Origin of the sequence: Streptomyces sp. NPDC059649 (assembly GCF_042734445.1) — a bacterium.
Taxonomy (GTDB): domain Bacteria; phylum Actinomycetota; class Actinomycetes; order Streptomycetales; family Streptomycetaceae; genus Streptomyces.
The window spans coordinates 363,778-382,636 of sequence record NZ_JBHWDV010000001.1 but is presented as its reverse complement, the minus strand read 5'-3'; the positions used below and the strand labels follow the sequence as shown (position 1 = coordinate 382,636).

General features: G+C 67.5%; 18 protein-coding genes. 5 read left to right on the top strand and 13 right to left on the bottom strand.

Annotation, left to right across the window (positions count from 1 at the left end; all coding sequences use genetic code 11):
* Nucleotides 1-317: 317 nt before the first annotated feature.
* A complete protein-coding gene (locus ACFV1J_RS01735) occupies nt 318-521 on the bottom strand; it encodes a cold-shock protein (RefSeq protein ID WP_030809828.1) in 204 nt (67 codons plus the stop codon).
* 848 nt (nt 522-1,369) lie between these two features.
* Between ACFV1J_RS01735 and ACFV1J_RS01730 the strand changes: the two genes are divergently transcribed.
* A complete protein-coding gene (locus ACFV1J_RS01730) occupies nt 1,370-1,717 on the top strand; it encodes a MerR family transcriptional regulator (protein ID WP_385855197.1) in 348 nt (115 codons plus the stop codon).
* Between the two features lie 164 nt (nt 1,718-1,881).
* Here the strand turns inward: ACFV1J_RS01730 and ACFV1J_RS01725 are convergent, their stop codons facing one another.
* Nucleotides 1,882-2,565, bottom strand: coding sequence for a TIR domain-containing protein (locus ACFV1J_RS01725; RefSeq protein WP_385855196.1), 684 nt, complete (start codon nt 2,563-2,565; stop codon nt 1,882-1,884).
* A 412-nt stretch (nt 2,566-2,977) separates the two neighbouring features.
* Nucleotides 2,978-3,757 (bottom strand): hypothetical protein, encoded by a 780-nt coding sequence (locus ACFV1J_RS01720; protein WP_385855195.1) that lies wholly within the window; start codon nt 3,755-3,757, stop codon nt 2,978-2,980.
* Nucleotides 3,758-4,156: 399 nt separating this feature from the next.
* On the opposite strand from ACFV1J_RS01720, the gene ACFV1J_RS01715 reads away from it, so the two are divergent.
* Nucleotides 4,157-5,560 (top strand): MFS transporter, encoded by a 1,404-nt coding sequence (locus tag ACFV1J_RS01715; RefSeq protein ID WP_385855194.1) that lies wholly within the window; start codon nt 4,157-4,159, stop codon nt 5,558-5,560.
* 89 nt (nt 5,561-5,649) lie between these two features.
* Here the strand turns inward: ACFV1J_RS01715 and ACFV1J_RS01710 are convergent, their stop codons facing one another.
* Genes ACFV1J_RS01710 through ACFV1J_RS01700 form a run of 3 tightly spaced genes read right to left on the bottom strand, consistent with a single transcriptional unit; the run spans nt 5,650 to nt 7,508 of the window.
* Nucleotides 5,650-6,306: a TetR/AcrR family transcriptional regulator gene (locus tag ACFV1J_RS01710; protein ID WP_385855193.1), complete on the bottom strand. Its 657-nt coding sequence runs from the start codon at nt 6,304-6,306 to the stop codon at nt 5,650-5,652.
* Between the two features lie 53 nt (nt 6,307-6,359).
* Nucleotides 6,360-6,944: a GDSL-type esterase/lipase family protein gene (locus ACFV1J_RS01705; protein ID WP_385855192.1), complete on the bottom strand. Its 585-nt coding sequence runs from the start codon at nt 6,942-6,944 to the stop codon at nt 6,360-6,362.
* Nucleotides 6,945-7,001: 57 nt separating this feature from the next.
* The gene (locus tag ACFV1J_RS01700) at nt 7,002-7,508 is read right to left on the bottom strand and encodes a stress protein (protein WP_385855191.1); all 507 of its coding nucleotides are present in this window, start codon (nt 7,506-7,508) and stop codon (nt 7,002-7,004) included.
* A 345-nt stretch (nt 7,509-7,853) separates the two neighbouring features.
* Here ACFV1J_RS01700 and ACFV1J_RS01695 point away from each other — a divergent pair, with 345 nt between their 5' ends.
* A complete protein-coding gene (locus ACFV1J_RS01695; protein ID WP_385855190.1) occupies nt 7,854-9,761 on the top strand; it encodes a BTAD domain-containing putative transcriptional regulator in 1,908 nt (635 codons plus the stop codon).
* 247 nt (nt 9,762-10,008) lie between these two features.
* Entirely contained in the window at nt 10,009-10,551 is a 543-nt protein-coding gene (locus ACFV1J_RS01690) for an MBL fold metallo-hydrolase (protein WP_385855425.1), read from the top strand.
* Between the two features lie 164 nt (nt 10,552-10,715).
* Here ACFV1J_RS01690 and ACFV1J_RS01685 read toward each other — a convergent pair whose 3' ends face one another.
* From ACFV1J_RS01685 to ACFV1J_RS01655, 7 genes are all read right to left on the bottom strand, one after another.
* Entirely contained in the window at nt 10,716-11,960 is a 1,245-nt protein-coding gene (locus tag ACFV1J_RS01685) for an NAD-binding protein (protein WP_385855189.1), read from the bottom strand.
* Between the two features lie 883 nt (nt 11,961-12,843).
* Nucleotides 12,844-14,061: a serine hydrolase domain-containing protein gene (locus ACFV1J_RS01680; protein WP_385855188.1), complete on the bottom strand. Its 1,218-nt coding sequence runs from the start codon at nt 14,059-14,061 to the stop codon at nt 12,844-12,846.
* Nucleotides 14,062-14,317: 256 nt separating this feature from the next.
* Nucleotides 14,318-14,797 (bottom strand): Clp protease N-terminal domain-containing protein, encoded by a 480-nt coding sequence (locus tag ACFV1J_RS01675; RefSeq protein ID WP_385855187.1) that lies wholly within the window; start codon nt 14,795-14,797, stop codon nt 14,318-14,320.
* On the bottom strand, nt 14,784-15,029 hold the full coding sequence (locus tag ACFV1J_RS01670; RefSeq protein WP_385855186.1) for a hypothetical protein: 246 nt from the start codon (nt 15,027-15,029) through the stop codon (nt 14,784-14,786). The genes ACFV1J_RS01675 and ACFV1J_RS01670 overlap by 14 nt, the downstream gene beginning before the upstream one ends.
* Before the next feature lie 390 nt (nt 15,030-15,419).
* Nucleotides 15,420-15,938: a DinB family protein gene (locus ACFV1J_RS01665; protein ID WP_385855185.1), complete on the bottom strand. Its 519-nt coding sequence runs from the start codon at nt 15,936-15,938 to the stop codon at nt 15,420-15,422.
* A gap of 203 nt (nt 15,939-16,141) precedes the next feature.
* Entirely contained in the window at nt 16,142-16,627 is a 486-nt protein-coding gene (locus ACFV1J_RS01660) for a GNAT family N-acetyltransferase (protein WP_385855424.1), read from the bottom strand.
* Between the two features lie 372 nt (nt 16,628-16,999).
* Nucleotides 17,000-17,452, bottom strand: a complete 453-nt coding sequence (locus ACFV1J_RS01655) for an Lrp/AsnC family transcriptional regulator (protein ID WP_385855184.1) — start codon at nt 17,450-17,452, stop codon at nt 17,000-17,002.
* 232 nt (nt 17,453-17,684) lie between these two features.
* On the opposite strand from ACFV1J_RS01655, the gene ACFV1J_RS01650 reads away from it, so the two are divergent.
* The gene (locus tag ACFV1J_RS01650; RefSeq protein ID WP_385855183.1) at nt 17,685-18,713 is read left to right on the top strand and encodes a DMT family transporter; all 1,029 of its coding nucleotides are present in this window, start codon (nt 17,685-17,687) and stop codon (nt 18,711-18,713) included.
* Nucleotides 18,714-18,859 lie beyond the last annotated feature (146 nt).

Genomic DNA, 18,859 nt, shown 5'->3' with positions numbered 1-18,859 from the left:
GATGAGCCGCAATACAAAGAATCGCAAGAACGAACCGATGAAAAGATGAGGCGGAGCGGGGCGGAAATATATGTGGCCCCGATGTCAGGTCGGCGACGCCGAAATGAAGGGCACGGGATTTTCCGGCTCGGATCCGGCGGATTACCGATCCGCACCGCAGTGTTGTCGCGCGCGGCGATCGAACGGGCTGCCCCACGCGCTGTCTGCCCGGCCGTGGTGGCGGACAACGGAAGAACGCAAGGCAACGAGCTGGGGCCCGCACCCAAGGTGCGGGCCCCAGCTACGATGCACGCTTCAGCGTCAAACCAACGTCAACGTCAGGCGGGAACGATGTTCTCGGCCTGCGGGCCCTTCTGGCCCTGCGTGACGTCGAAGCTCACCTTCTGGCCTTCCTGCAGCTCGCGGAAGCCCTGGGCGGCGATGTTCGAGTAGTGAGCGAAGACGTCGGCGCCGCCGCCCTCCTGCTCGATGAAGCCGAAACCCTTTTCCGCGTTGAACCACTTCACGGTGCCAGTAGCCATGTTCATATCTCCTTCGGGGCAGTATCCGGAGCCCACCTTGTGTGGGCTCCATGTCGCCGCGATGATCACCCCGTCGGAAATACTCCGGGAAACCGGGAAAGAAAAGAGCTCCCACCGTATACGACGGCGAGGGCTCTCGAAGCCTTCGGGAACCACAACTGCAACTGAGTAAAACGCTAGCACGGCGCTGACCACCCTGCACAGCACACGCCCCAGACGATTTCGTGGAGATAAGAAATCCACCCCGCACCGGTGGGTAAAACTGTAGGGGCGGCACCAGATATTCGACGTCGATGCTCGCCCCTGCGCGGCGGAAGAATCCGACCGCTTCGGCGGCCACCCGGCCTCCGCCGCCGCGGGCCGGCACCGGCCCCACCTGGGCGCACCGCACGGCCGCACGGGACGGATCACGGCACGGAACTACGGAACCAGCAGCGCACGGCGGGTCGACACGGCCTGATTGTGGGACTCCGGCTGAGGAAAACCTGTTATGATCACGGTAGACATTCCCTATCCCCGCAGCTACGGTTTCTACCGTAGTCAACGAGGTCAGCGACGCGTGGAAAACGTGAACCACCGCGCCGGGTGACTTCCGCAAGAGAACCCGGGAGAAAGAAGCCCGGACGCCATCTGGACCAGCCGAGCCAGGTCCTGCCCGCTCGGGCACCACGATCCCCGGACGGGAAGGCATCCCCGGTCATGCAGCTGCGGTCCCCGCAGCTCCGCCCCTTGAGCGCAATGGCGGAAGCAGAAGGCCGGTGCCCGGCGCCGACAGATGACGTTGACATCGTTCGAGGCCTTGGTGCCCTACGACCCAGGGGCCCGAAGCGCCCTATGAAGAGGTTCAATTGACCGGAAAGACCACCTCGCGCGCCACCGACAAGTTCGATGACGACGACTACCCTGCCTACACCATGGGCCGCGCCGCCGAAATGATCGGCACCACCCCTGCATTCCTAAGGGCCGTCGGCGAAGCCCGCCTCATCGTTCCCCTGCGTTCCGAAGGCGGCCATCGCCGGTACTCCCGCTACCAGCTGCGCGTCGCAGCGCGCGCCCGCGAACTCGTCGACCAGGGCACGCCGATCGAGGCCGCCTGCCGCATCGTCATCCTTGAGGACCAGCTCGAAGAGGCCAAGCAGCTCAACGAGGAATTGCGCCGGACCGCTGCGGAGCCGAGCCGAGACCCCGGTACCTGACGCACACCGTGGCGCGCCGCGCTCCCCCACCGTGGCCATGGCCCACTCCGCCACGCCCTGCACGGCACAACGGAATGCGCTGACGCCCGCCCGTGCGGGCTGAGCTGCAGGCAGCAGCGGACGCAGGCTTCTCGGAATCGGATGATGGGCGCTCGCCTGCCCCGTTACTGACGCGGATTCTCCTCCTGGCCCAGAGTCCGATCCAGGTCAGCCAGGTCTTGTTTCATCTGTTGCAGCTTGCGGGGATCGATCATGCGGCCGAACTGCGTCGCAATGATGTCCAGCTCCACCTTGCGAGACCGGGCCAGAAGGCGGAGGAGCGATTGCATGGTGGCGCCGACGTCCTCAACACTGGTGGTGGCCTTCTCCAGGTCCCGAAATCGCTTGTCGGCCCTGGCTCCCAGTCGTTCCACCGCGCGGCGGATCTTCGTGCACGGCGCGCCTAGCGCTGCCTCAAGGTTTCCGCTGGCTTGAGGGGCGAAGGTCGCAGCCGCAATTCCAGCCAGATCGGAAGGCATGGCGGGGGGATTCGTGCGGTCGTAGAGCATGAAGGTACGGTCGCGGCCCAATGCGCCGATGAACAGCCCGAGTTCAAAGAGAACATTGTCCCTGGCCGTGGGCCTTTCCACGTTGCGGGAAACCGTCAAGTCGTCGGCGGTGAGTACGAGCAGGGCGAAGTCGAAGCGCGGTAGGGCCGAGACAAGGGATTCAAGTGTTCCCTGGGTGAGTCCGAAGCTTCCCTGCGTCCAGAGTTCCACCTCGCACACGTCGTCGAGAACGACCTGGACGGCCTCCGCGATCCGTAATCCCTCAGATGACGACCCGACGAAGAGCGAGGGACGAGCCATCGAACCCTCCCGCGATGCGAACGCTTGGGTGGCGAAGTGACGTGCTGTGTCGAGCCAAAAGGCTACCGGGTGTCGTGTGCTTTCATCGGAGGAATGCGTCGATTGGTGTCTTGCCTGGATGGGTGTCCCGGGGGCGCGGGGACGCGGGGGCGCGGGGGCGCGGGGACGATGGGTAGCTGTCCCCGACAGCGACGTCCACGTTGATGGTGTGGATTGCGCACGTGCAGCAGCCCCAGGTCAGAGACCTGGGGCTGCTACGTGATCGGCCGTGGAGGCGGGTGGAGACAGGGGGAGCCTGTTGGTCACCGGTGGCGGATCGTGAGGTTCGCACCGGGGCCGGCAGGGCCTCCCCGGTTCCGGGCCGCTCACGAGGTGCCGGCGATCACCGCAAGGTGCGTCAACGTCAACTGCTTTAGCTGGGGCTTGAGTTGCCGCACTTGGTGGTGCGCTCGTCTTCGGTCATGGCGCGGGACTGGACCCGTATGACCTTGTAACTGATGTCGGACTCGACATCAGTGAATTCGTGCGGCCCGTACTTGTTGTGCGCGTTCACCGGAGCGAAGGGGTTGGACGGATCGACTCCTGCGAGCTGCCAGTTTCCCTTCGCCTTGCGGCTGACCGTCACCTCGTCGAACCAACCGACCTCGCCGGGCTTCAGCGTGCCCGTGGTCTGGGTGCTCTCCGTGTTCTGGGTGAACCAGTTGTGCTCGATCTTCGGCAACAGTGAGACGGGGTTCGCACCCAGCGACAGGCCTACGATCGTCGTTTCGCCGGTGGTCTCCGACTCGCCGTAGTTGAAGTCGACGTTCTCGGTGGTGCAGTTCTCGCGGGGCTTCCCCAGCATCGTCGGCGTGCCCTCGGACGGCTCACCGACCCATGAGGTGGGAGTGAACGTGCAGTCCTGGCCACAATCGGCGAGGAACTTCCCGACCGCTTCAGGAGTGCTCCAGTCGGGGCCCGGGTCGGGGGTGTATCCACCGGGGGGCGACGTCACCCAGCCACCTCCGCCGCCGTCCGCCTGCGCCGGGGTGATGGCCAGGCACAGCGTCGCCGCGACAGCCATCGATCCCACGACGGCCGCCCTGGCCCGCCAACCCCTGCTGGACGGAACGGCGTTGCGTACTCGTTGGTTCATTTCTGCTTCCCCTACTTCCACCTGAAGCGCGGATTGCGCCCCTGCGATTCCGTTCACCGCCGCGGGTGTGACCGTCCTGGCAAGGCGGCCCCCCGTGGTGCGTCGGGATGTGCGCCAGCTCCGAACCGGCCGGAGCGGAGCGCCACCGGCCACGTGGCACGAAGGACCTGCCGCCGCGCCCGACACACCAGAAGGCTCGGCCCCCTCGCTCATGTTCGGCTCACGAACCCCTCATGAGAGCGCCAACGCCTCGTCGGCCGGGGTGAGTTGACCCTCCAGGCAATCGCGGACCGGGATAACCGATTGCAGTACACATACGGCCGTGCGTATTCTTTGGCCGGGCTCGGGACCGCTGAGCCAGTGCGTTGTTCCGCGAAAGGGATACCTCACGTGTCATCGAATGCCAGCCACACACTGAAGGCGGCGCCCAGCGCGCAGCCGGGTCCAGGGGAGGCGGTGCCTTGGGTCGCGCTGTCGACCGTCATGATCGGTATGTTCATGGCGATCCTGGACTCGTTCATCGTCGTCGTGGCCGGCCCGGCCATCCAGACCGATCTCAAGGCCACCGCGAGTGAGCTCCAATGGGTCCTCGCCGGCTACCAGTTGAGCTACGCGGTCTTCCTGATCACCGGCGGCCGGCTCGCGGATCTGTACGGGCGCAAGCGCGTCTTCATCATCGGGGCGGCGGTCTTCACGCTCTCGTCCATCGCCTGTGCCATGGCGGGCGGTCCGAGCGTGCTCATCGGTGCCCGCATCGTCCAGGGCTTGGGCGCGGCTCTGATGGTGCCGCAGGTCTTCGCCGTCATCACGCTGACGGTCTCAGCGCAGAGCCGGCACCGCGTCTTCGGTGTCTTCGGGGTCGTCATCGGCATGGCGTCGGTCAGCGGTCAGCTGGTCGGTGGCCTCCTGATCGGCGCGAATCTCTTTGGCTCCGACTGGCGCTCGGTGTTCTGGGTGAACATCCCCATCGGCGTCGTGACGATCCTGCTGGCCCTCAAGTACGTACCGGAGTCACGGGCGGAGCGGACCCGCAAGCTCGACGTGCCCGGCGTCCTGGTCCTCAGTACGGCACTGCTGCTGCTCACCTACCCGCTCATCCAGGGGCGGGACGCGGGCTGGCCCTGGTGGACGTGGGCGTGCTTCGCGGGCAGCGCGGTGGCGTTGGCGCTCTTCGTCGCGCTGGAGCGAGCGGTCGAACGGCGCGGTGGTGAGCCGCTGATCAAGCTGTCGCTCTTCGCGCAGCGCTCGTTCTCGCTCGGCATCGTGCTCGTCCTCGCCGTGTACGCGCTTCTGACCTCGTACTACCTGGCGTTGTCCGTCTCGATGCAGGACGGGCTGGGCATGTCGGCCCTCGGTTCCGGGCTGGTCTACACGCCGGCGGCGGTGACCTTCTTCGTCTGCAGCATGATCGCCGGACGGATCGTCCCGAGGTACGGACGCCGCGTACTGGAGGTCGGTGCGGTCGTCCTCGCGGTCGGCTACCTGACGACCGCCATGGTGCTGCTGTCCGGGCCGCGTCTGACGCCCCTGATCATCATCCCGACCCTGATGCTGCAGAGCGTGGGGGGCGGGTTGCTGATCACTCCGCTGCTCAATACGGTCCTGGCACGGATCGAGCCGCAGTCCGCGGGCATGGCCTCGGGCTCGCTGTCCACCGCCCAGCAGGTCGGCGCCGCGCTGGGCGTGGCGGTCGTCGGCGCGGTGTTCTTCCACTCCTTCCAGACAGGCGCCGCCTCGGGCGACAAGGTGCACGCCGCGGGACACGCTTTCGCGCTGACGTCACTGACGACCTTCGCCATCGCGGCGCTCGCGGCCCTGATGGTGTTCCTCCTGCCGAAGGCGCCGACGACGAAGGCGTGACGACATGCGGCAGGTGCCGGCGCCTTCGGGGAGCGAGTCCCGGGAGGCGCCGGCACCTGCTGCGCCGCACGGCCCGGCGCGTGAAGTGTTCAGACCGTTTTCAGGAGATCGTCCACGGTACGACGAACCTTGGCGATGACGTCTTCGTCTCCCAGGCGCAGAGCCGTGTTGGCCGCGCAGAGCACGGAATCGATCTGGAAGACCGCGAGGTCGATGTCGAGTTCCTCGATCTCATGGGATTGGACGGCGTTCCGCAATTCGTTCCCGATGGTGTCGAGCCATTCCTGCTGGTTGCGGAGCAGGGCGTCGCGGATCGTTCCCGGCTTGCTGTCGAATCGGGCGATGTTCGCGACACGGAAGCAGCCGCCTTCGAACAGCGGCGTTGTGGCGTAATCGATCCAGTGGTCGATCAGGGAACGCAGCCGGTCGACTCCGGGATCCGCTTCCCTCGCCGGGCGGATGACCGCGTCGATGAACATTTCGCGCGCATAATCGATGGTCGCGAGCTGGAGCACTTCCTTGGACCTGAAGAGGGTCTGGATGCCTGCCTTGCTCATGCCCGTATCGGTCGCGAGACGGCCGAAGCTCACGTCGTCCAGCCCGTCGAGGGAAGCGATGTCGACGGCGCGCCGCAGTGCGGTCTCACGCGCTCGCGCCCCTTTGAGCAGGCGCTTGTCGGTGATCGACCCGGTGTCTGCCCGCGCGACGAACGTTCGCGCCCCAGTCGTTCGCGCCCCAGTGTCCATACGGTCGATCGTACCTCTTGTATGCGAGGTGCAGGAGAGCGCACCCATTGCGCTCAGGGCGTGCGGCGGGCCAGGAGGGCGGCCAGTGCCCTGACCATCTCGGTCGCCATGACGGCCTGGCCCGACGTGGAGAAGTGGAGGCGATCCGCACTCAGCACGTTCTCCCGGGAGTTGACGGGGTGATCCCACCTGTCGACCACGGCGACGTCATACTCGCCGGCGAGGGCGCGCGTGAGGTCGTTCAGGGTGAGCACGCGCTCCGTCCAGTCAGGGAAGACCGGTACGACGTAGGAGCGCCCCAGGGTGAACGTCGTGAGCTGCGCACCCGTCTCAGCCGCCAGGTCGTACATCTTGCGCATGTGCCGCTCGATCTCCCGGAAATCCGGTGAGCGGCGCAGGAGGTCGTTGGCGCCGCACGGGATGTGCAGCAGGTCCGGGGCGAAGTCCCGCATCCCCTTGATCTGGTGGTCGAGGGTGTCTGCCGTCGTGGCAGGGCAAACCGCATTCCATGTCGACTGAGCGAAGGGCCAACTGAGCAAAGGGCCCGACCCCGAAGAGTCGGGCCCTTTGAAGGCCGGTGCGGAAGCAACCCCTCGCCGGGGCCGCGGCACCGTTGCCCCGGCATCGGCCGTGCGCATCAAGGCCAGTTGGGCCGCCGAGGCATCAGGAGGTCAGGGGATCAAGCGATCAGGCGGTCAGGGGCGGTAGAACTTCACGTAGCCGCCGTTGTTCGGGCGGTCGAACCAGCCCTGGAAGGCCCAGTTGATGTAGCCACCGTCACCGAGGTTGGTGAACTCGCCGTCTTCGAAGACCCAGATGCCGTAGATGACGCCGTCGTAAGTGGCAGAACCGTACGCCTTCACGCCGTTGAGGTGATGGTCGTAGCCCTGGCTGAGGTTCATCACCATCACGTTGTACTGGCCTCCGGCGGCGTAGAACGCCGATTCCCGCAGGTTCTTGACGAAGCCCTCGCGGTTCTGGGCGGTCTTGATCGACGACTCGATCTTGTTCGCGATGCCGAGTACGTCGATGTTGAAATTGACGTTGGCGTTCGCGCTGCCCGTGACCGGCGACTCGGCCGCCGCCGCGGCGGTGACCGGGGCGGCCGTTGCAGTGGCCGGGAATGCGGCACCCGCCAAGGTGAGCGCGGCACCCAAGGTCACCGCTGCCACGCTCTTCTTCAGGGCATTCGAAGTGGACATTCTTCTCCTCGGTCCATGTGGTGTGTGTCTTCCGCCCCCACGGCGGAAGGCAGGCCGGACAGCGGGTACAGCCGCGGCTCCGGCACGGACACCACGTTGGGCGGTCTCGCTCATGAACGGCTCATGTCGCGCTCATGCGGCCCGGCTTCGCCATCGGACCGCGTCGCGCACCGGTGCCGGCTGCGCCCTGACACACCGGACATGTTACGAAGTGCGGTGAGACGCGGGGCCTGTCACGCAGTAGTCATTTGCGTGGTCTTTAATGGCACAAGGGCCGTCAGGGCGAGCCCCGTTCGGCGCCGAGCAACAGAGGGCAAGATGGTTGAGCTGCGGCTTCTAGGACCGGTGGAGATCCAGACGAATCAGGGCCTGGTACTGGCCCTGGGAGCGGGACGCATCCGGACCGTGACCGCGGCGCTCATCAGCGAGGTCAATCAGGTGGTCCCGGTGAACCGGCTGATCGACCTGGCATGGGACGGGGATCCGCCGGCCCGGGCGCGCGGCGTTGTCCACAACCATGTCCACCGACTGCGGCGGCTGTTGGCGGGTCATGCCGAACTCGCCACGCAAGGGCAGGGTTACGTCTTGCTGGCCGATCCCCACTCGGTCGATGCGCACCGCTTCCGGTGCCTGGTCACCGACGCCCGGGAGGCCGACCCCCGCACCGCCGTCACGAAGCTGCGTCAGGCCCTGGGACTGTGGCGGGGCGAGGCCCTGGCGGACGTACCCAGCGAGCGGGTACGGCAGAAACTGGGCGTCGGACTGTCCCAGGCACGGCTGGCCGCACTGCAGGAACTGGGCGGACGGTTGCTGCAGCTCGGCCGGTACAGGGAGTTGGTCACGGAGTTCACCGGGTGGATCGCCGAGCATCCGCTGCACGAGGAGCTGACCGCGCTGCTGATGCGCGCCTTGCAGGCCACCGGCCGACAGGCCGAGGCCCTCGACCACTACCACCGCGCCCGTCGCTGTCTGAGGGACCAGTTGGGCATCGACCCCGGCCCCGCGCTCAGCGACGCATACCTGGAACTCCTCGGCAGCGACCGCAGCCCCGCGCCGGCCGCCGCCCGCCGCCCGAAGCCCGCGATACGGAACCCGGCACCGGCCGCCCCGGCGTGCGCTGGTCCAAGGACGGCGCCGTATGTCGCCCCGTACGTCTGCGACCACCGGCCCGGCCCTCTGCCCCGCATCGCCCAACTTCCGCCTGTAGTACCGGACTTCTGCGGTCGTGACCGCGAAATCGCGGTGCTGGACCAGCATCTGGATCGGCTGCCTCGGCCGGAGTGCCTGGTACTCGCCGGCGCGGGCGGGACCGGCAAGACATCCCTCGCGGTGCAGTGGGCGCGCCGCCACCAGGAGGAGTTCCCCGACGGGCAGTTCTTCGCGGATCTCCGGGGGTTCGAGCGGCCTCCGATGCGGCCCGGCACCGTACTCACGGCATTCCTGCGGTCCCTTGGCGTCCCGGAAGCGGAGATCCCCGAGTCCGTGACGGAGGCCTCGGCGCTCTACCGTTCGCTGCTCGCCGGCCGGCGGATGCTCGTGGTGCTGGACAACGCCGGCACCGCCGAGCAGGCGCGCCCCCTCCTGCCCGCGTCGCCGGGCTGTCTGGCGATCGTCACCAGTCGGCGGCGACTGAACGGACTGGTGGTACGGGACGGCGCCGCGCTGGTCAAAGTGGGGCCGCTCACCTCCGAGGAGGGGCTGCAACTGCTGTGCAACGCGCTGGGGCGGCAGCGCGTCGAGGCGGACGCGGCGGCGGCCGGGGCCCTCGTGGAATGGTGCGACCGGATGCCGCTGGCGCTACGGATCGCCGCCGCCAGGCTGATGGCGCACCCCGAGTGGTCGTTGACGTGCTGGGCGAAGAAACTGGCCGATGAACGGCGCCGGCTGCAGGAGTTGTCCGCGCACGACGCCGATCTGGCCATGGAGGCATGCCTGTACCTCAGCTACCGTGCCCTGTCGAGCGGCGCCGCCCGGCTCTTCCGCTTCCTGGGCCTGCACCCCGGCCCGTGTGTGGGCGTCCACCACGCCGGCGTCCTGGTGGGTGGGGACCTCGAACTGACCCGCCGCTACCTCGCCGAGCTGTGCGACGCCCACTTCCTCGAAGAGCACGCCCAGGGCCACTACGTGCGGTCGGAGATGGTGCGCATCTACGCCGCGCAGCGCGTCGCGGCGGAGGAGCCCCGATGGGCTCAGGACCAGGCCGTACGACGGCTGCTCGGCCACCTGGCCCGGGGCGGGCCGTCCCTCAACTGACGGCGGGCACCGGCTTCCGACTTCCGCCACTCGGCGCGTTTCCCGCCTTCTCGGCTTCCGCCACTCGGCGCGTTTCCCGCCTTCTCGGCTTCCGCGGACTTCCGGGGCTGGTGCGTCTGTTGCTCCGGTGGGGCGCCGGGGGCATCTCCGTAGCGCTCGCTGAGCCCGGTCTCTGCGCCCGTTACGCGCCGATGAGGGCATGCATGCGTCGTCGTGCACGCGCCGCCGCGGTGTCGTCGTCGAGCAACTGGATCTCCTGATTGGCTGCCATGGCGGCGCCGGTCGGGAACTCACCGCATTCGATCTCCCCCGGCGCGCGCTGGCGCCATGGGAAACCACCACGATCGGGCCCTTCACCATCGCTGCCGTGCCCGCCGTCGACGGCATCGGAGACCCACAGGTGTCCTGGGCGATCGAGGCCGGCAGCACGCGCGTGATCCACCTGGGCGACAGCATGTTCCACGGCTACTGGTGGCGCGCCGCCCACCGGTACGGCCCGTTCGACGCCGTGCTGACCCCCATCAACGGACCGGCCCTCTGCTTCCCGCACTGCCGGCCGGCCAGCCCCTACCCCGGCGCGCTCGACGCGGAACGTGCGGCCGTCGCCGCCCGGTTGCTGGGGGCGAAGGTGGCGATACCCATCCACTACGACGGATTCCACATCGACGGCATCTACAGCACCCAGCCGGATGAACTGGGCCGGTTCCTCGACGCGGCCTCCGGCGAGGCGTACGAGGTCTTCACCCCCGAACTGGGCGAAGGCTTCACCCTGCCAACGTCTCGGCCGTAACAGGAGGCGAGCTTGCAGGGGTAGGGCCTCGGCGGTGGTGACGTTTGTGACCTCGTTGGTGGTGAGGTTGGTATGGCCTCGTTGGTGGTGAGGTGGTGAGGTTTCCTCCCTCGTCCAGGTCGTTCAGTCAGTGGGTGGTGGGGTCGCGAAGTGGACCCCACCACTCAGGCAGCGTCGTCGCCTTGTTGGTGATCGCACCGGAGCGCGTGCGGCCACGGCGTGAAGGTTCCGCTGCCGTGCTCCACCAACAGCCGTCTGCCGTGGGCGAGTACGCCGCTGGGGCGGAGTCCGGTCAGGCTCGCGGTGGTGTACGCGGCGCTCAGACTGCCGAGGTCGTGGACGGTGCCGATCCGGAACAGTGACTGGGTCTCGGCGATGGCTTCGTGGTCACCTGCCCGGATGACCACGCGCAGATCGGGCGCGACGGCCCGTGCGGCGACGGCGACCGCGATGTTGTCCAGGTCGTCGGAGGCGACGGCGGCCATGGCCTGAGCGGTGTGGAGGTTGAGCTTGCGCAGCACGAACCTGTCGGTGGCGTCGGCGACGAGGACGGGAACGCCGAGAGCCTTGGCCAGGCGGAGGTTGGGGGCGGCCGGATCGCGTTCGACCGCGATCACGCCGATGCCGAGGTCCTGCAACCGGGTGCACAGCCGCAACCCCACCTGCCCGAGCCCGACGACGACCACGTGGCCCGCGCGGGGAAGGGCCCGGGGACCCACCATGCCGATCGAGCGGGGAGCGAGGAGGCGGTCGACCATACCGGCGGTGAAGACGGCCGTGAAGACGATGGTGATGAGCATGGCGAAGGCGGCGAACAGCAGATAGGCGCTCGATCCGTGCGCGGACGCCGGGCCGACGGCGGCGACGGTTCGTACCGCCTCGAAGAAGGCTTCCACCGGTGGCCGGTGGTTGAGGGTCACGGCCCAGCTCCAGTCCGCGAGCAGTACGGCGAGAAGTCCGGTGAGACCGGTCAGCATGATGCGGGAGCTGCCGTCGTGGGGTCGTAGCTGTCCCCTGATCTTCCCCAACCAGGCCCGGTATCTCAGGGAGCGCGGTGGCCGGTACGTTTCGAGGCACACGCCGTCCTTCTCCCAGCGGGCGCCGACGTGGCCCGAGGGGGTCCGGCTCAGGGCCAGCAGGTCGGGCTGGAGGCAGGCGGCCAGCAGGACCGGGGCGGCGACCTCGGCGGGCGAGGTGACCTGGCAGTTCGGAACCACGCGCACGAGTTGTTCGGCGACCGTCCGGTCGAAGACAGTCACCACCAGCTTGATGCCTGGACGGATGTGCTCGACGGCGAGGGCGTAGCGCAGGGACGCGACGTCGTCATCGAGAAGGATCGCGACCCCTGCGACCGTGCTTCCTGTCGGCTCCTGAGCGACCGTGCTTCCCGTCGGCTCCTGAACCAGCACCCGGCGCAGATCCTCATCCGTGGGCTGCGCCAGGTGGCGCACCGTATGTCCCGCCGATTGCAGGAAACCGCAGACCCTGCGTGCCTCATCGCTACCGATCACCACGAAGTACCGCTCCGGTGCCTCGCTTTGGCGTCGCGGGCCACCTGCGGCAAGCGGCGATGCGTCGGCCTCCTCGGTGCAGACGCCGTCGAGGGATTGCTCAGAGATCGAAGGCACAGTCATCGGATCGGTAGGGGTCGCAATCGAGGCAGCGGGGGGACCGGCAGCCTGGGCAGTCGGTGAGCAACCGGCCGCAGTGGCACCTGAGAGCGCTCGGATCTGCGGACCGGCCGCGCACGGCAGCCGTTCCTCCGGGCCAGGGGCCGGCCGGTCCGCGGTGGATGGTGCCGGTGGGCGGCCGGACGGGCTGCCTGCCGTCAGCGTTCACTGGTCTGCTCCCGTCGGATGGTGGCACGGCACGCGAGGCCAGGACCGCCCGGGGCCGGCCGGCGAGCAATGCGGAGTTCGCCCAGCGCTGGAACTCGCGTATGCCGAAGGTAGGAGCGACTCGTCCTGCGCACCATGGACAGACGCCACGCTCTGGCGCCCATGATTCAGACATCTGCTCAAACGCCGTCTCGGCGTGATCGCACTCCGGCAGGCACCGCCGTGGGCCTCCCCCCCCCCGGGCGGCCGCTGGCTCGCGTGGAACTGGTCGCTTCCAGCTCGCGACCTGATGCCGATCCCCCTTCACCACGGCACCCCTCGTACCGTGCCTGCGGATGACGCGGCCCTGAGCGCGCCATCCGCATTTTTTCGACACGGTGATGCTGATGCTCAAGTCCCGCTCGGACGGTGATACTCGATGCTCAAGTCCGGTTCGGTCGGTGATATCTGATGCTCAAGTCCGGCTCGGAGGTGAGAAGTTCGTTTCCAGCAGGTCGGTGAAGATGCCGATGGGGTCATCCCAGCCCCTGTCGACCCAGTCACCGTTGACGTTGACGGTGAGCATGTGCGCTCCGTCGCGGGTGCCGTAGCTGTAGGACCATGAGCCGAAGAGCGCACCGCCCATGCCCCAGACCGTTTCCCCGCAGGGCAGCAGCACCGAGGAGACGCCGAGGCCGTAGGTGGTGTGCGGGATCCAGTCGTGGGTCGGCAGCATGGTGAACATGTCGCTTTGTTGGGCTGGTGGCAGTATGCGGCCGCTCAGCAGGGTGCCGAAGAACCGGTTGAGGTCCTGGGCAGTGGAGATCATGCCGCCGGCCGCCCAGAACATGGACGGGTCGAGCTCGGTCGCCTCGTGGACGGGGGCGGCAGGGTCGGTCTGGAACAACTTCGTGTAGTGCCGGGAGTGCGGCTCACGGATCGTCGGGTCGCTGCCGCACGGCAGGTAGGTCCCGGTCAGGCCGAGCGGGCCGGCGATCCGGTCGGCGATTTCGTCGGCGAGGGCCCGGCCGCCGGCCCGTTCGATGATCCGGCCGGCGAGGACGTAGTTGGTGTTGGAGTACGCCCAGCCCGCTCCCGGTGCGAAGGCGACCGGATGCGCCATGGCGATCTGCGTGAGCGACTCGGGGGTGTGGGTCTCCCCGCGGTTCAGGGCTTCCTGATCTTCGGTGTAGTTGAAGATCCCGCTGGTGTGATTGAGCAGCATCTTGAGGGTCACCTTGGCGCCGTCGTGGCCGTGGCCGCGGACCACGCCTGGCAGCCACCGCTCCACGGCATCGTCGAGGCCCAGTCGACCTTCTGCCGCCAGCTGCAGCATCACCGTGGCCACGAACGTCTTGGTGATGCTGCCGATACGGAACCGGTCCTGTGGTGAGCGCTCGCGACCGGTTGCGGTGTCAGCCACTCCTGCCGTTCCGGACCATTGCCGGTCGCCATCGCGTACCTCGACGAGGATGCCAGGGAGGCCCCCGGGGGACACTGCCTGGTCGAGTAAGCGTTGGATGTTTGCGTGGGTGGGGGTGAGGGTGGCGGTGTGGGCCTGGGCGTGGGCGTGAGCGTGGGCGTGAGCGTCAACGATTGAGGCCGGAAGTGCTGCCGCCGCAGCGACTTCCTCCCCGGCTGCTGGGGCGTCTGGTCGGCCGCCCTTGGTGTAGTAGTCAGCGCTTCGGTCCATCGAACCTCTCCTTTGCTGGTGGATAAGCCGCAAGCCGTAATCCGTGCACGGCCGAGCACTCGATGCACACGGCGACGTTCACGCGGCTGCAGGTCCCGCCCCGCACCGCCGCGCGGTCGAGTGGCCGGGGGCCTGCGTTCAGGAGATGCGCCACACAGGCCATCTCCGGTGATCACATTTCTTCGTCACACGTCTTGGTCACACGTCTAGATCTCGGTCGCGCTTCTCGGTCACAGGTCTTGGTCACAGGTCTTGGTCACAGGTCTTGGTTGCTGAGCGCCTGCTGCACCCGGCTCACCAAGTCGGCCTGGTCGACGGCGGCCAGAGCCAGTGCTCGTGGCACAGTGCCGACCTGGGCCTGCAAGATCCCCACCAACAGATGCGCCGGCCGCAAGTCCTTCTTGCGGCCGACGGAGGCAAAGCTCCGCTCCAGCGCGAGCTTGGCCGATGCGCCGATCTTGGGTTGCCTGGCGGCAGGGGTAGGTCGAGGAAGGGCATGCGCGGACGGAGAGACTCCGACGGTCTGCAGACTGTGCTCGAACTCCCGGTCCAGCGCGTCGCGGATCGCTCGGCGATCGAGTCCTGCCGTGTTCAGCACCTGGTGCGTGGTGGCCTCGTACTCGGCGGCAACCGCCAACAGGAGATGGTGCGCCTCGATCGTTGCCGATCCGTCCTCACGGGCTTCCCGTGTCGCCTGCACTATGACTGCGTGTAGGTACTTATCAATTGCGCTCACTACCGCGCCTCCTCAACGTGACACCGGCATCAATGAGCCGCTTGGCGTGCTTCTTGTGAACGGCTTGGCGCGTCACACCGAGCGCCTCGGCGACCTGCGGCCAACCCCAACCCGCCCGCATGGCCTGCTCGACCGCAGCGTCCTCCAACTGATCAGCAAGACGTCGCAGCGCCGCGACAGCCGCCAAAGCGTCACCAGGCTCTTGCGGTACAGGACTCTCATCGACAGGCATGCAAGCAACCTTAGTTGACTAATCGCGATAGTCAACCAAAGTTGCTTGCGTGCGGATACGCCGACAAGTGGGTGCGCACGGGCGGAGGTTCGGGCGGAGGTTCGGGCGGAGGTCCGTGCGGAGGTTGGTGCGGAGGTCCGGGCAGTGGTCCGCGCTGTGGTTCCGGGCGGTCTTTCCCAGCGGCGTGTTGGCCAGGATCGGCGGATGAGCGCAAGAACCCGAGAGGCGCTCAAAGCTCCGCGCCGCAGGCCAGTTGCGTGTTCTGCTTGAGGGAACGCCGCACTCAGGGAGATCGGGCAGGTTACGTCTGGTCCGGGCCGGTGTCGCGGACCAAGAACGGGTCAAGTGCGGCCGGACGTCGCGCGCCTATTCGTCTATTCGCCTATTCACCTATTCGCCGACGCTGCCATCAGCGAGTTCGCGTGCGATATCGAGGTGCCCGGTGTGCCGCGCGTACTCCTGGAGCAGATGGAACAGGATCCAGCCCAACGCGGGCCGTTCCCCCTCCGGCAGTACTTTCCCACCAAGGGTTGCGGCGCGGTCCTCCCATCGTGCCCCGGCAACGATCGCACGGGAACGGTCGCACTGTTCCACGAAGAACGCCCTGATCTCTGCGAACGTCTCCTCCGGGCCGACCCGCCACCTCCCGCCGCGGCATTCCAGGTCACCCCACGGCTCCCTTACGGTCTCGCCGGCGAAGCCCCACTGGAGCCACCGCATCTCGACATGGGCCAGATGCTTGAGCAATTCCAACGGTGCCCACCCCGAGGGAACTCTGCTACGGCGCAACTCCTCGTCGGACAGACCGTCGAGCTTGCGCAGCACCGTGTGGCGGTAGAAGTCGAGGTACCCCGCCATAAGTTCGCCGGGGGCCGAGAGGTTCATGGGCGGTTCTTCGATGAATTCCATAAGACACTCCACTAGTGCTCTGACCGGGAAGGTTCACCGGGTTGGTGTTCGCGTCGGAGATAACTCGGCCGGTTGGACATGGGGACACATCCGATCGGACGAATGGAGGTGCAGTGGCAGACCCGGTCAAGATACGCAGACTGACCGACCAAGAACCCCGCGAACGCGCCCGCATCCGCACCCGCATCCACATCCGCAGTGAGTCAAGCGGGTGGAACCCGGCGGGCAGGAACCTCGAAGATGAGTTCACGACCGTCCTCCTCATCCCATTGCTCTCCGACCTCAACGAAGCCGAATCCCGAGATCGTGGCCAGGGAGGCCACGTTGTCGGGGCTGATCGTCGCCCGCACAGTCGTGACTGCGGTTTCGGCCGCTGCCCGGCGGAGCAACTCGATCAGCGCGGATCGGGCATATCCCTGGCGACGGAAGTCGGGAGCAATGGAGTAGCCGATCTCGACCATGCCGACCTCATCAGGCGGTCCATGGAACCCGGCATGTCCGACGACGAGAGCGTTGTCGCCGACGACCGCTTGTCGCACCATCCACCGAGCCTGGCCCGGATCAGCGGCCATCTGGCCGAGCCGGAACTGCCATAGCCAGCGTGCTCTGTCGGTCACGAAGTACTCGGTCAGCGAAACCCCGGCGATCCTGCTGGCTTCGGACAGGTCCCCATCGAGCAAAGCGGACATCGCCCCGCCGGACAGCTCGGCAAAACGTACCCACCTCGGGCTCCGCGTGAACGGTCCCTCGTAATCGGTTTCATCTGTCACCTACGGATGCTCGCCGACCAACCCAAAGGGCGTCCAATGATTTCGAGCACCCCACAGCCACCCCGCCACGTCATCCACCATCACGACCGCCACCCGGTGGACCTCCCCGGGCACAGCACCAGCACGTAGAACCGGTGTGGCCCCGTCGGTCCATTCACCCACACCGCTGTAGGTGAGTCCTCCGGCTGACACGCAGCACCACCGCTGCTGAGCGCCCGGCGGCCAAGGAGACCGCACCACCGGCCCGGTGGCGCGCCGCAAGCGGGGTCCACGACCGCTGCCGCACCGCGGTCACGCCGGACCGATGACTTTCTTGCGCCGGTGCCCGTAGACCACCGACGTCCGTACGTCGGCGAGTTCCGGGCGCTTCGTCAGCTTGTCGAGCACCACTGCGTGCAGATGGTCGGTGTCCCGGACGGCGACGTGCACGAGGAAGTCGTCGTTCCCGGTGAGGACGAAGATCGAGATGACCTCGGGCATCCTCTCCAGGAAGCTCTCGAAAGCCTCGATCACCGCACGCGTCGGCGGGCGGACGCGTACGGCGATCACCGCCTGGAGCCCGCGGCCGATCGCCGCGAGGTCTGCCTCCGCGTGAAATCCCGTCAGGATGCCGCTTCTGCGTAGCGACCGGATGCGCTCCAGACACGTGGACGGGGCGATACCGAGTTCCTCCGCCATGTCCCGGTTGGTGCGCCGACCGTCCTCCTGGAGCATCCGCACCAGCGCCGAATCTAGTTCGTCCATGCTCGCCTCACTCCGCCGGATTCCGAAGTTAATTCGGACTCCCCGCATTACCATCGATGATCTTGTTAGCCTCCAGCTTAGTTGACTGACGTTCGTTCGGTCGCTCGGTTCGCACGGTCCCTACGTCACCTCGGTCCTCTCGGTCCTCTCGGCCCTTCGGCTTGTTCCGTGGCGGTGTGGCGGCGTGGCGATGTGGTCGGCGGCAGTGGGTAGTGGAGAGGGGCGACTTGATATGGGTGGACGAGGACCCACGGTGTGGGCGGTGGGTGCGGTCATGGCGGCCGCGCTGTTCTGGAGCAGCTCGTACGCGGTGACCAAGCAGGTGTTGGAGGATGTCGGCCCGCTCAGTATCGGCGCCATCAGGTTCACCCTCGCGGCGTTGCTCCTGGGCGTGATGGTACGGCTGGGCCGGCGCCGCCCTACCCGTCCGGACCCGCGGCAGCGGCGGCAGCTCTACCTGAGCGGATTCCTCGGCATCACCGTGTACTTCATCCTGGAGAACGTCGGTGTCGACCTGTCCACGGCGTCCGACGCATCGCTGATCGTGGCCACGTACCCGCTGATGACGATGCTGGTGGAACTGGTCGTCTTCCGGGCCCGGATGCCGCTGCTGAGGGTGGCGGGCGTACTGCTGGCCACCGTCGGCGCCTTCCTCGTCGTACGCAACGGGGCCGAGGTGGGCGGCAGTTCGCGTTGGCTGGGGGACATCCTGCTGCTGCTCGGCGGCTTGGCCTGGGCCGGCTACAACGTGCTCGGCAAACGCGCGAGCGCCGGCCAGGACGCCGCCAGCGTCACCTACTACCAGACACTGGCGGGCGCGGCCGGCTTCCTGCTCGCGTCGCTGCTGGAGGCCGACGACTGGCGGATACCGAGCGCGAGCGGCTCATCGCTGCTGGTCTACCTGGCCGTGGCGTGCTCGGTCGGTGGCTTCCTGCTCTACAACTACGGCCTGCGCAGGATGGCGTCGAGCGTCGCGGTCAACATCCTCAACCTGGTCCCGGTCTTCGGGGTCCTCGGCGCCGTCGTGATCAACGGGGAGTCGATCCGGATCGCCCAGGTGACGGGCGGCGTAATCATCATCGTCGGGGTGGCGCTGGGCATGATCGAGCGGGGGCAGGGAGCCACGCCGAAGCCGAACGCGGGAAGAAGCGAGCCTTCCGGTACCGCGACCGCTCAGACTGCGACGAAGGCGGGGCCCATGCCGGACGAGCCCGCAGCACCTGCACCCACCGCGCAAGGAGCGACCGACGGCGCCCGATAGCCGCTGAGCGCTCCCGCGTGGAGCACCCCGAGCGCTCCGCTTCCCCTTCTGGGTGCGGCCGGCCGCTGTTCCGCTCGGGCGAACCCCGCAATCGCCACCACGACCGCCGCGGCCGCCACACCCACCACGCCCACCACGGCCCACCT